This window comes from Flavobacterium arabinosi (genome assembly GCF_048158725.1).
In the GTDB taxonomy this organism is placed as follows: Bacteria; Bacteroidota; Bacteroidia; order Flavobacteriales; family Flavobacteriaceae; genus Flavobacterium; species Flavobacterium arabinosi.
The window spans coordinates 112,210-124,493 of the sequence record NZ_JBLNKX010000001.1 but is presented as its reverse complement, the minus strand read 5'-3'; the positions used below and the strand labels follow the sequence as shown (position 1 = coordinate 124,493).

Annotated in this window: 15 protein-coding genes; 14 read left to right on the top strand and 1 reads right to left on the bottom strand. The window is 34.7% G+C overall.

What is annotated here, in order from left to right; all coding sequences use genetic code 11:
• Nucleotides 1-117: 117 nt before the first annotated feature.
• Complete coding sequence (locus ACM55K_RS00505; RefSeq protein ID WP_416848275.1) at nucleotides 118-822, top strand: NUDIX hydrolase; 705 nt, start codon at nucleotides 118-120, stop codon at nucleotides 820-822.
• A 79-nt stretch (nucleotides 823-901) separates the two neighbouring features.
• On the opposite strand, the gene ACM55K_RS00500 is transcribed toward ACM55K_RS00505, so the two are convergent.
• Nucleotides 902-1,267, bottom strand: coding sequence for a toxin-antitoxin system YwqK family antitoxin (locus ACM55K_RS00500; RefSeq protein ID WP_416848274.1), 366 nt, complete (start codon nucleotides 1,265-1,267; stop codon nucleotides 902-904).
• A gap of 236 nt (nucleotides 1,268-1,503) precedes the next feature.
• On the opposite strand from ACM55K_RS00500, the gene aspS reads away from it, so the two are divergent.
• The 13 genes from aspS (at nucleotide 1,504) to nuoK (ending at nucleotide 12,281) form a co-directional block, all read left to right on the top strand.
• Nucleotides 1,504-3,255 (top strand): aspartate--tRNA ligase, encoded by a 1,752-nt coding sequence (gene aspS, locus ACM55K_RS00495; protein WP_416848273.1) that lies wholly within the window; start codon nucleotides 1,504-1,506, stop codon nucleotides 3,253-3,255.
• Between the two features lie 126 nt (nucleotides 3,256-3,381).
• Nucleotides 3,382-3,576, top strand: a complete 195-nt coding sequence (locus ACM55K_RS00490) for a cold-shock protein (RefSeq protein WP_007137066.1) — start codon at nucleotides 3,382-3,384, stop codon at nucleotides 3,574-3,576.
• A 292-nt stretch (nucleotides 3,577-3,868) separates the two neighbouring features.
• Nucleotides 3,869-4,234 carry an NADH-quinone oxidoreductase subunit A gene (locus ACM55K_RS00485; RefSeq protein ID WP_416842472.1) on the top strand — a complete coding sequence of 122 codons (366 nt, stop codon included), beginning with the start codon at nucleotides 3,869-3,871 and terminating at the stop codon, nucleotides 4,232-4,234.
• 86 nt (nucleotides 4,235-4,320) lie between these two features.
• On the top strand, nucleotides 4,321-4,869 hold the full coding sequence (locus ACM55K_RS00480) for an NADH-quinone oxidoreductase subunit B (RefSeq protein ID WP_035668744.1): 549 nt from the start codon (nucleotides 4,321-4,323) through the stop codon (nucleotides 4,867-4,869).
• A gap of 3 nt (nucleotides 4,870-4,872) precedes the next feature.
• Nucleotides 4,873-5,394, top strand: a complete 522-nt coding sequence (locus ACM55K_RS00475) for an NADH-quinone oxidoreductase subunit C (protein ID WP_039110431.1) — start codon at nucleotides 4,873-4,875, stop codon at nucleotides 5,392-5,394.
• A gap of 40 nt (nucleotides 5,395-5,434) precedes the next feature.
• A complete protein-coding gene (locus ACM55K_RS00470; protein WP_315211023.1) occupies nucleotides 5,435-6,673 on the top strand; it encodes an NADH-quinone oxidoreductase subunit D in 1,239 nt (412 codons plus the stop codon).
• Nucleotides 6,674-6,755: 82 nt separating this feature from the next.
• Nucleotides 6,756-7,286, top strand: a complete 531-nt coding sequence (locus tag ACM55K_RS00465; protein WP_416848272.1) for a complex I 24 kDa subunit family protein — start codon at nucleotides 6,756-6,758, stop codon at nucleotides 7,284-7,286.
• 2 nt (nucleotides 7,287-7,288) lie between these two features.
• On the top strand, nucleotides 7,289-8,656 hold the full coding sequence (gene nuoF / locus ACM55K_RS00460) for an NADH-quinone oxidoreductase subunit NuoF (protein ID WP_416848271.1): 1,368 nt from the start codon (nucleotides 7,289-7,291) through the stop codon (nucleotides 8,654-8,656).
• Nucleotides 8,657-8,674: 18 nt separating this feature from the next.
• Complete coding sequence (locus tag ACM55K_RS00455) at nucleotides 8,675-9,724, top strand: NADH-quinone oxidoreductase subunit G (RefSeq protein ID WP_416848270.1); 1,050 nt, start codon at nucleotides 8,675-8,677, stop codon at nucleotides 9,722-9,724.
• The gene (gene nuoH, locus ACM55K_RS00450) at nucleotides 9,717-10,769 is read left to right on the top strand and encodes an NADH-quinone oxidoreductase subunit NuoH (protein WP_416848269.1); all 1,053 of its coding nucleotides are present in this window, start codon (nucleotides 9,717-9,719) and stop codon (nucleotides 10,767-10,769) included. The genes ACM55K_RS00455 and nuoH overlap by 8 nt, the downstream gene beginning before the upstream one ends.
• 132 nt (nucleotides 10,770-10,901) lie before the next feature.
• Entirely contained in the window at nucleotides 10,902-11,447 is a 546-nt protein-coding gene (locus tag ACM55K_RS00445; RefSeq protein ID WP_416848268.1) for a NuoI/complex I 23 kDa subunit family protein, read from the top strand.
• Nucleotides 11,447-11,959, top strand: coding sequence for an NADH-quinone oxidoreductase subunit J family protein (locus ACM55K_RS00440; protein ID WP_416848267.1), 513 nt, complete (start codon nucleotides 11,447-11,449; stop codon nucleotides 11,957-11,959). Before ACM55K_RS00445 ends, ACM55K_RS00440 begins: the two co-directional genes overlap by 1 nt.
• A 1-nt stretch (nucleotide 11,960) precedes the next feature.
• Nucleotides 11,961-12,281: an NADH-quinone oxidoreductase subunit NuoK gene (gene nuoK, locus ACM55K_RS00435; RefSeq protein ID WP_035668725.1), complete on the top strand. Its 321-nt coding sequence runs from the start codon at nucleotides 11,961-11,963 to the stop codon at nucleotides 12,279-12,281.
• The last annotated feature ends 3 nt before the right edge of the window (nucleotides 12,282-12,284 follow it).

Below are 12,284 nucleotides of genomic sequence, written 5' to 3'. Positions count from 1 at the left end.
TATTGTAATCAGATTAAAATGCCGTTTAGTTAAGTTTTTCAGTTTGTGATTAATCAATTGAAATGTTTAACTAAAGGGCTTTTGATTTTAAAGGGGTTTATATAAAATTTAATTGGTATGAAGGGGCTTTTAAAAGAAAAAAATTTCTCATTTGCGGTTGATTGTATCATATTCGGATATGATGGTCAGGATTTAAAATTGTTAGTTATAAAGAGAAGTTTTGAACCATTTAAAGGGAAGTGGAGTTTAGTAGGAGGTTTTTTAGAAGATGATGAAAGTGCTGAAGAAGCAGCGGTTCGCGTACTTAAAGGACTTACCGGCTTAGATGGCTTGTATATGGAACAGTTGCATTGTTTTTCGGAACCCAAAAGAGGGGGTGCGGAGAGAATCATTTCTGTAGCCTTCTTTGCTTTAATTGATATTCAAAAATACAATCAACAAATCAATGAAGACTATCATCCTGCTTGGTTTTCTATTAATCAATTACCCGAATTAATTTTTGACCACTCTACTATTGTCGAGCTAGCCAAGGAAAAATTGCGTTATAAGGCTGCGCTACATCCACTATTGTTTGAATTGTTGCCGGATAAATTTACCATGCCACAATTACAGAGCCTTTATGAGGCTGTTTATAACATGGAATTTGATAAAGGAAATTTCAACAGGAAGTTGTTGTCTACAAAATTGTTGGAAAAGTTGGAAGATAAAGATATGCTCAATTCCAAAAAAGGAGCATTTTATTACACTGTAAATTTAAAAAAATATAGTGCTGGTTTTAAAACCTTTTTAAATTTTGTTTCCAGCCAATATATTAATAAATAATATTTTTCTGGAAACAGAATAAAGCTAAAAAAGCTTTCGTTTTAGGCGAAAGCTTTTTTATAAAGTAAAGAATTAGTCTTTAGTCTATGTTAACTATTGCTTCTTGTTTCCAGTTTTTAACAGAAGCTATTCTGTTGTTGGAATAATCAACTTCACTTAAATTGCTAAAGCCATTGTCCCCTTTTTCAGACCAAAAAAACCATTTGCCGGTTTTAATGCCATTTCTATATTCACCAGACGAAGTTTTGTTTCCTTTTTCATCAAAAGAAACCCAAACACCTTCTAATTTTCCATTTTCAAAAAAACCTTCTTGTTGCACTTGTCCATTTTCAAAAAAGTAAGTTGCTCTAACCTTTTTGCCAAAAGGTTCCAATACTGGTTTTGATTCTTGTGCAAAAATCATCCCTGAGAACAACATTGCAACTAAAATAATACAATTTTTCATATCTATAGTTTTTAATATTTTATATTTCTTTATCAAAATTAACGAATACTTTACATTAAAAAAACTTTTTGATAACAATTTAGTAACATTAGACAAAAGCTTAACATTGGAAAATAAATTGCAGTAAAAAACAATAGTGTAAAAAATCACTATTCTCAATTCATTATTCATAATTAGTCCTAAATTTGCACCCGAGCCGACAGGGCGAACAGATGAAATAATCTAAAATTTGGATCATGTATAGAAGTCATAATTGCGGCGAATTGAACGCCTCACATATTAATACAGAAGTTACGCTTGCCGGTTGGGTTCAGAAATCTCGTGATAAAGGATTTATGAATTGGGTTGATTTACGTGACCGTTATGGAATTACGCAATTAATTTTCGACGAAGGTCGTTCTGATAAAAAAGTATTTGAATTAGCAAAAACCTTAGGGCGTGAATTTGTGGTTCAGGTAAAAGGAACTGTTATTGAGCGTGAAGCAAAAAATAAAAATATTCCTACAGGTGAAATAGAAATTTTAGTTACTGAACTGAATATTCTTAATGCTTCGTTGACGCCTCCTTTTACTATTGAAGATGAAACGGATGGTGGAGAAGACATTAGAATGAAATATCGTTACCTTGACATTAGAAGGAATCCGGTGAAAAACAGTTTGCTTTTTCGTCATAAAGTAGCGATGGAAGTGCGCAAGTATCTTTCAGATCTGGATTTTTGTGAAGTAGAAACGCCTTATTTGATCAAGTCTACTCCGGAAGGAGCAAGAGATTTTGTTGTTCCTTCTCGAATGAATGAAGGACAGTTTTACGCTTTGCCACAATCGCCTCAAACCTTTAAACAGTTGCTGATGGTGGGTGGTATGGATAAATATTTCCAAATCGTAAAATGTTTTCGTGATGAAGATTTACGTGCTGACAGACAACCGGAATTTACGCAGATTGACTGTGAAATGGCTTTTGTGGAACAGGAAGATATTTTAAATATTTTCGAAGGACTGACAAGACATTTGTTGAAAGAAATTAAAGGTGTAGAAGTGGAGAAATTCCCTAGAATGACCTACGAACATGCCATGAAAACATACGGAAATGACAAACCGGACATTCGTTTCGGAATGGAATTTGGCGAGCTGAATGAAGTTGCAAAAAGCAAAGAATTTCCAGTTTTTAATGCTGCGGAATTAGTAGTAGGAATTGCTGTTCCTGGAGTTGGCAATTATACCCGTAAGGAAATAGATGGATTAATTGACTGGGTAAAACGTCCTCAAGTTGGTGCGTCAGGGATGGTATATGTAAAATGCAATGAAGATGGAACTTATAAATCATCAGTAGATAAATTCTACGATCAAAATGATTTAAGTAATTGGGCAAAAACAACAGGGGCACAATCTGGAGATATGATTTTTGTACTTTCCGGACCTGCTGATAAAACACGCGGACAGTTAAGTGCGTTGCGTATGGAATTAGCAACACGATTAGGTTTGAGAAAGCCAGCTGAATTTGCACCGCTTTGGGTTGTTGATTTTCCATTATTGGAATTTGATGAAGCAAGCGGTCGTTACCATGCTATGCACCATCCTTTTACTTCTCCTAAACCGGAAGACATGCATTTATTAGAAACTAACCCAGGAAAAGTTCGTGCCAATGCGTATGATATGGTTTTGAATGGAAATGAAATTGGAGGAGGGTCGATTCGTATTCACGATAAAGCGACACAACAATTGATGTTTAAATATTTAGGTTTCACTGAAGAGGAAGCGAAAGCGCAATTTGGATTCTTAATGGATGCGTTCCAGTTTGGTGCGCCACCACACGGAGGTTTAGCTTTTGGATTGGATAGATTAGTGGCGATTTTAGGTGGGCAAGAAACTATTAGGGACTTTATTGCTTTTCCAAAAAATAATTCAGGTAGAGATGTTATGATTGACGCACCGTCTACAATTGATGAATCACAATTAAAAGAGTTGCATATTAAAATTGACTTAGTGTAGTTTATCGTTTAAATTTGTTTGAAAACGTTGAATATCAATATTTTTACAAAATAAAAAGCGAAGAATGTCTTTCGTATTATATTAAATATTACATTTGCTCCATTATAAATTATTATTACTATTACAATGCGTACAGGTACAGTTAAATTTTTCAATGAATCTAAAGGTTACGGATTCATTACAGACGAAGAAACAGGAAAAGACATTTTTGTTCATGCATCAGGAATCAACGCGGAAGAATTACGCGAAGGTGACAGAGTTAGCTATGAAGAAGAAGAAGGAAGAAAAGGAAAAGTTGCTGCGAAAGTAGCAGTGATCTAAGCATAAAAAAATTAATTTTTTTTGCCTACGAATGTTTAAAACGTTCCGATTATTCGGAACGTTTTTTTTTGTCTTATACTTTTTTGACTATTGAAATAACACACCTTTGTTTAAGTTTGTTAAAATTTAAAACGTTAAACACTTCTTAATATAATTTTTTTGTTATTTATAATTAATAAAAACTGTAAATTTACAACGATATAGTGCAGATGTATTTTTAAATTTTCATTGTTATTTAATAATTTGAAAGTTATCTTTGTGCCTTATTTTTACTTAAAAAACAACTATAAATATGCAATCCGACCAATCAAGTTATATTCCAATTTTAATGCAGTTTATTTTAGCTGTAGGTTTTGTAGTAGGGACGATATTCATTTCGGGAAAATTAGGGCCTAAACGTAACTCTGAAATCAAAGATAAAAACTTCGAATGCGGTATCGAATCAGTAGGTAACGCAAGAATTCCGTTTTCAGTTAAATATTTTCTTGTTGCTATATTATTTGTTTTGTTTGACGTTGAGGTAATTTTTCTTTATCCGTGGGCAATCAATTTCAAAGAATTAGGAATGGAAGGAATGGTTAAAATGGTAATTTTTATGCTTTTACTTTTGGTAGGTTTTTTCTACATTATCAAAAAGAAAGCGTTAGAGTGGGAATAAAGATTTATTTTAAAAGCTGGATTCTAAATTTTAAATGGTGTCATTGTAATTTATAATCCAAATTTTATAATTCAAAATAATAAAAAATGAGCGATTCTAAAATAAATATGGTTGAACCACCTGAAGGTGTTGTTGGGGAAGGTTTCTTCGCTACAAAACTGAATGATGTTGTAGGAATGGCTCGCGCTAATTCATTATGGCCTTTGCCTTTTGCAACTTCTTGTTGTGGGATTGAATTTATGGCTACAATGGCTTCGCATTATGATTTAGCCCGTTTTGGTTCAGAGCGAGTGAGTTTTTCTCCTCGTCAAGCGGATATGCTTATGGTGATGGGAACAATTTCCAAAAAAATGGCGCCTATTTTACGTCAGGTTTATGAGCAAATGTCAGAACCTCGTTGGGTAATTGCTGTTGGTGCTTGTGCTTGTTCAGGCGGGATTTTTGATACCTATTCTGTTTTACAAGGGATTGATAAAGTGATTCCGGTTGATGTCTATGTTCCGGGTTGTCCGCCAAGACCAGAACAAATTGTTGATGGTGTTATGAAATTGCAGGAATTAGTAAGAAACGAATCTGTAAGAAGAAGAAGTTCTCCGGAATACCAAGAATTATTGGCTTCTTATAATATCAAATAAATAATGGCGCTAGAAACAATACAAATCCAAGAAAAATTAGTTGAAACATTTGATTCGGCTGTTTTTGAATTTAAACAGGAAAAAGATATATTTTCATTTGAAGTCGCTGCCGATAAAATTACGGCGGTGATTCTTTTTTTGAAAAATGACCCAACATTACGTTTTCATTTTTTAACTGACTTGTGTGGGATTCACTATCCTGATAATGATGTGGATCATCAATTTGCAGTTGTTTATCATTTGCATAATTGGTACGAAAACAAAAGAATTAAAATCAAGGCATTTATCAACGGTGAAAACCCAGAAATAAAAACAATATCAAATATTTTCTTAAGTTCAAATTGGATGGAAAGAGAAACGTTTGATTTTTATGGGATAAACTTCATTGGTCATCCACAATTAAAACGTATTTTGAATATGGATGAAATGATTTCCTTTCCAATGCGAAAAGAATTTCCAATGGAAGACAGCGGAAGAACGGATAAGGATGACCGTTTCTTTGGAAGAACAACCGACAATTATTAAAAAAAAAATACTCACTATTATAATTTTTCACATTAACTAAATGTCAGAACTATTATTACCACCCGAGCATCGCTATGCTAAAAGAATTGCAGCCCAACTAAATGAAGATGGAAGCGAGCTTTCTATCCTGAATTTAGGGCCTACTCACCCAGCAACACACGGTATTTTTCAAAATATCTTGTTGATGGATGGGGAACGAATTCTAGAAGCGGAACCAACTATTGGTTACATTCACAGAGCTTTTGAAAAAATTGCTGAAAACCGTCCTTTTTACCAAATCACCCCTCTAACTGATAGAATGAACTATTGTTCATCGCCTATAAATAATATGGGTTGGTGGATGACATTAGAAAAATTATTAGATATTGAAGTTCCTAAAAGAGCGCAATATTTAAGAGTAATTGTAATGGAATTGGCAAGAATCACGGATCATATCATCTGTAATTCGATTCTTGGTGTGGATACCGGAGCGTATACTGGATTTTTATATGTGTTCCAATTTAGAGAAAAAGTGTACGAAATCTACGAAGAAATTTGTGGAGCTCGTTTGACTACGAATATGGGAAGAATTGGTGGCTTCGAAAGAGATTGGTCGCCAGAAGCTTTTAGAAAATTAGATGTGTTTTTAGAAGAATTTCCAGCAGCTTGGAAAGAATTTGAAAACTTATTTGAAAGAAATAGAATTTTTATCGACAGAACTGTAAATGTTGGCGCTATAACGGCGGAACAAGCTATGGCTTATGGATTTACAGGTCCAAATTTACGTGCTGCGGGAGTTGATTATGATGTTCGTGTAGCGCAACCCTATTCTTCTTACGAAGATTTTGATTTTATTATTCCTGTTGGAAAATCAGGAGATACGTACGATCGTTTTTGTGTTCGTAATGCCGAAGTTTGGGAAAGTTTGAGTATTATTCGTCAGGCTTTAGCAAAAATGCCGGAAGGAAATGACTTCCATGCTGATGTTCCGGATTATTACCTTCCTCCAAAAGAAGATGTTTACACGAGTATGGAATCTTTGATTTACCATTTCAAAATTGTGATGGGTGAAGTTCCTGTTCCAGTTGCCGAAATATATCATCCAGTTGAAGGTGGAAATGGAGAACTAGGTTTCTATTTAGTTACTGACGGAAGTAGAACGCCTTATAGATTGCATTTCCGCAGACCTTGTTTTATTTACTATCAGGCGTATCCAGAAATGATTAAAGGTTCATTACTATCGGATGCAATTGTTATTTTATCAAGTTTAAATGTTATTGCCGGAGAATTAGACGCATAAATGAATTGTAAATTTTGAATTATAAATTATAAGTGTTTCAAAACATTTAAAATTTAAAATTTAAAATTCAAAATATTAAAAAATGGAACGTACGTATCACAAACAAGAAATAAATATGACGGAAGCATTGATGACTCGCATCAATGAATTGATAAGTCATTATCCTGAAGACAAAAGAAAATCGGCTTTATTACCAGTTTTACATGAAGTTCAAGATGCTCACGAGAATTGGTTGAGTATTGAATTAATGAATACCGTTGCTGAAATCCTTTTGATCAAACCAATCGAGGTTTACGAAGTAGTTTCGTTTTATACGATGTACAACCAAAGACCAATTGGAAAATACATGTTCGAATTTTGCCAAACTTCTCCATGTTGCTTGAATGGGGTAGAAGATTTAATGGATTATACCTGTGAGAAATTAGGTGTAAAAGTGGGTGAGCCAACTCCAGATGGTTTATTCGAAGTTAGAGGCGTAGAATGTTTGGGTGCTTGTGGTTACGCTCCAATGATGCAATTAGGCGATTTTTACAAAGAACATTTGAACGAAGAGAAAATCGACCAATTAATTGCTGATTGCAAAAACGATAAAATAATATTACACGATAAATAAATATGTCACAAAAAATATTATTAGATAAAATAAATATTCCAGGAATAAAAACGTACGAAGTATACCGTCAGAACGGGGGTTATGCTTCAGTAGAAAAAGCCCTAAAAACATTAACACCGGACGAAGTTGTTGAAGAAGTAAAAACTTCAGGATTGCGTGGTCGTGGTGGAGCAGGATTTCCGGCAGGAATGAAATGGAGTTTTATTGATAAAAAATCAGGAAAACCAAGACATTTAGTTTGTAATGCAGATGAATCGGAGCCAGGAACTTTCAAAGACCGTTATTTGATGGAATTTATTCCTCATTTATTGATTGAAGGAATGATTACTTCCAGTTATGCTTTGGGTGCCAACCTTTCTTATATCTACATTCGTGGAGAATATATGTGGGTTTATAAAATATTAGAGAGAGCCATTAACGAAGCAAAAGCTGCCGGATTTTTGGGTAAAAATATATTAGGTTCGGGATACGATTTAGAACTTTATGTTCATTGTGGTGCCGGAGCTTACATCTGTGGTGAAGAAACTGCATTGATTGAATCATTGGAAGGAAAAAGAGGAAATCCTCGCATCAAACCACCATTTCCTGCTATTTCAGGGCTTTGGGCAAATCCAACGGTTGTAAATAATGTAGAAACGATTGCCGCTGTGCCTTGGATTATCAACAATACAGGCGCGGAATATGCTAAAATTGGTATTGGACGTTCTACAGGAACCAAATTAATTTCGGCTTCAGGACATATTAAAAATCCTGGTGTTTATGAAATTGAATTGGGATTAAGTGTTTACGAATTCATGAATTCTGATGAATATTTAGGCGGAATGAGTTCTGACAGACCTTTAAAAGCTTTTGTACCGGGAGGAAGTTCTGTTCCCGTTTTACCTGCCCATTTAATTTATAAAACTGCCGCTGGCGAAGATCGTTTGATGTCATACGAATCGTTAAGTGACGGTGGATTTGCAACTGGTTCTATGTTAGGATCAGGTGGATTTATCGTTTACAATGATACGTCTTGCATCGTTCGTAATACTTGGAATTTCTCTCGTTTTTATCACCATGAAAGTTGTGGGCAATGTTCCCCTTGTCGTGAAGGAACAGGATGGATGGAAAAAGTATTGCACCGAATAGAAAATGGTCACGGTCGTGAAGAAGATATCGATTTGCTTTTGAGCATTCAAAGTAAAATTGAAGGAAATACCATTTGTCCATTAGGTGATGCGGCGGCTTGGCCAGTGGCAGCAGCAATTCGTCACTTTAGAGATGAGTTTGAATATCATATTCGTTTCCCGGAAAAAATAAAAAATAGAGATCATTTTGTTGCGGAACCTTTTGAAAAAGTAAAGCATTTAGTTTCTAAAGTAATCGTATAAAGTCAAGAATTTCAGAAAATGAAAGTAACCATAGACGGTCAAAGCATAGAAGTAGAACCAGGAACAACAATCCTGCAAGCGGCACGTATGATAGGTGGAGAAGTAGTTCCGCCGGCAATGTGCTATTATTCTAAACTAAAAGGAAGCGGTGGAAAATGCCGTTGTTGTTTAGTGGAAGTTGCAAAAGGAAGTGAAGCTGATCCAAGACCAATGCCTAAATTAATGGCATCTTGTGTAACAGGTTGTATGGACGGAATGGAAGTGAATAGTAAATCTTCACCGAGAGTTCAAGAAGCAAGAAAATCAGTAACAGAGTTTTTATTGATCAATCACCCATTAGATTGTCCGGTTTGTGACCAGGCAGGAGAATGTGATTTGCAAAATTTAAGCTTTGAGCACGGTAAATCAGAAAGTCGTTTTATCGAAGAAAAAAGAACATTTGAACCAGAAAATATTGGTCCAAATATTCAGTTACACATGAACCGTTGTATTCTATGTTACCGTTGTGTAATGGTTGCTGATCAATTGACTGACGATCGTGTTCACGGAGTAATGGATAGAGGAGATCATTCGAATATATCGACTTGTATCTCAAAAGCGGTTGATAATGAGTTCTCCGGAAATATGATTGATGTTTGTCCGGTAGGCGCATTGACGGATAAAACATTCAGATTTAAATCTAGAGTTTGGTTCAGTAAACCTTATGATGCACACAGAGATTGTCCTACCTGCTCCGGAAAAACTACGGTTTGGATGTTTGGTGACGAAATTCAAAGGGTTACCGGAAGAAAAGACGAGTACCATGAAGTAGACGAATTTATTTGTAATGGATGCCGTTTTGACCATAAAGACATAAAAGATTGGATTATCGAAGGGCCAAGAGCTTTCGAAAAAGATTCGGTTATCAATCAAAATAAATACAACAGAAAATTACAAAAAGTGGAAATCGCTACCGAAGATCATATCCTTTTAGGTAGAGAAGAAGACCGTAAGAAAATAAGCATGGTGGAAATTCCATTGACTGAAGAAGACATTATTAATCAAAAAAGTTTGGGAAATAATGAATAGTACACTGATCATAGATAAAAGCGTAATTATTGTTGTAGTTTTTGCTATTACAATGCTTATGGCGATGTATTCCACTTGGGCTGAACGTAAAGTTGCGGCTTGGCTTCAAGATAGAATTGGTCCGAACAGAGCAGGTCCAATGGGTTTGTTTCAACCGCTTGCCGATGGTTTAAAATTATTTTCGAAAGAAGAGTTTGAACCCAATACCCCAAACAGATTTTTATTTTTTGTAGGTCCTGCAATTGCAATGAGTACCGCATTAATGACCAGTGCCGTTATTCCTTGGGGAGATCGTTTTCATTTATTTGGAAGAGATATTTTACTTCAGGCAGCTGATATCGATGTGGCATTATTGTACTTTTTTGGAGTAGTATCTGTTGGAGTTTACGGAATTATGATTGGTGGTTGGGCATCTAATAATAAGTTCTCTTTGATGGGTGCGGTTCGTGCCGCTTCACAAATGGTTTCTTATGAAGTTGCGATGGGACTTTCAATGATTGCTTTGTTGATGATGACCGGAACGTTGAGTTTAAGAGAAATTTCAGCGCAGCAAGCAGGAATGAATTGGAATGTTTTTTATCAGCCATTGTCATTTTTAATCTTTTTGATTTGTGCTTTTGCAGAAACGAACAGAACTCCATTTGACTTAGCGGAATGCGAAAGTGAATTGATTGGAGGGTACCATACCGAATATTCATCAATGAAAATGGGATTTTATTTATTTGCAGAATATGCGAATATGTTTATCTCTTCTACTATTTTATCGGTTTTGTTCTTTGGAGGTTATAACTATCCTGGAATGAGTTGGGCTGTTGAAAATTGGGGTGTTAATATTGCCAATGTTATTGGGATTATTGCTCTTTTTATAAAGATATGTAGTTTCATTTTCTTCTACATGTGGGTGAGATGGACTATTCCAAGATTTAGATACGATCAATTGATGCATTTGGGTTGGAGAGTATTAATTCCATTGTCGATCATCAATATTATAATTACTGGTATTGTAATTTTGAGAAGTGAAATTGCAACTTATTTAGGATTTTAATTGTACCGAAAAGCCCTAGCCCTGATAGCAGTGGAAATCCTTTTATCCTGAACTTGTTTCAGGATCCTGAAACAAGTTCAGGATAAAAGATTGAAACGAATAGCAGGATTAAGCTTCAAATAAAAATAAAAAATGTCAATAGAAAATATATCCTTATCGGGAAGAAAAAAAATGGTCTCTAATAAAGAGATGACTTTTTGGGAAAATATGTATCTGATTGCGATAATCAAAGGTTTGATTATTACTATTAGACACTTGTTCACTCGAAAAGTTACGATTCAATATCCAGAGCAAGTACGTGAAATGAGTCCCGTTTATCGAGGTCAACACATGTTGAAACGCGATGAAGAAGGGCGCGAGAATTGTACAGCTTGTGGTTTGTGTGCGTTGTCTTGTCCTGCTGAAGCAATCACTATGAAAGCGGAAGAGCGCAGAGCTGATGAAAAACATTTGTATAGAGAAGAAAAATATGCTTCGATTTACGAGATTAATATGTTGCGTTGTATTTTTTGTGGGTTGTGTGAAGAGGCTTGTCCGAAAGATGCAATTTATCTAACGACTTCAAAAGTGCTGGTTCCTTCCAGTTATGAAAGAGAAGATTTTATCTTTGGAAAAGATAAATTGGTCATGCCTCTAGATGTGGCAATGAAAAACGCTCAACTTAAAAACGCTAACTAATGTCTACGATACTTATTATTTTTTGTGTTTTATCAGCGATAACTTTGTCAACAGCATTTTTGACAATTTTTAGTAGAAATCCAATACACAGTGCTATTTATTTAGTGATTTGTTTCTTTTCGGTTGCAGGTCATTATTTATTATTGAATGCGCAGTTTCTGGCAATTGTTCACATTATCGTTTATTCTGGAGCGATTATGATTTTATTTTTATTCACCATCATGTTGATGAATTTAAATGAGCAAAAAGAAGTTCATAGACCCAGGATTACTAGATTAGGTGCTATTGTTTCTTTTTGTTTGATATGCATCGTTCTTATTTTAATTTTTATAAACTCAAAACCTATTGTTGGAGAGTATGTTTCCACAGGAGAAGATTTTCAGTCTATAAAAGTATTAGGTAGAATACTACTAAATGAGTACATGGTTCCTTTTGAATTTGCATCGATATTACTTTTGGTTGCGATGATTGGGACTGTTTTATTGTCTAAAAAAGAAAAACTGAAAAAATAAGATGAACAATATTTTAAATCAAATAGGGATAGAAAATTATATATTCCTTTGCGTGATACTTTTTTGTATTGGCGTTTTTGGAGTGTTATACAGACGAAATGCCATTATCGTATTTATGTCAATTGAAATAATGCTGAATGCAGTAAATTTATTGTTTGTAGCATTTTCTACCTATCATCAAGATGCGCAAGGACAAGTTTTTGTGTTTTTCTCGATGGCTGTTGCAGCTGCAGAAGTTGCGGTAGGATTGGCAATTCTAGTTTCAATATTTAGAAACTTAGGCTCAATTACTATCGATAATTTAAAAAACTTAAAAGGATAAATG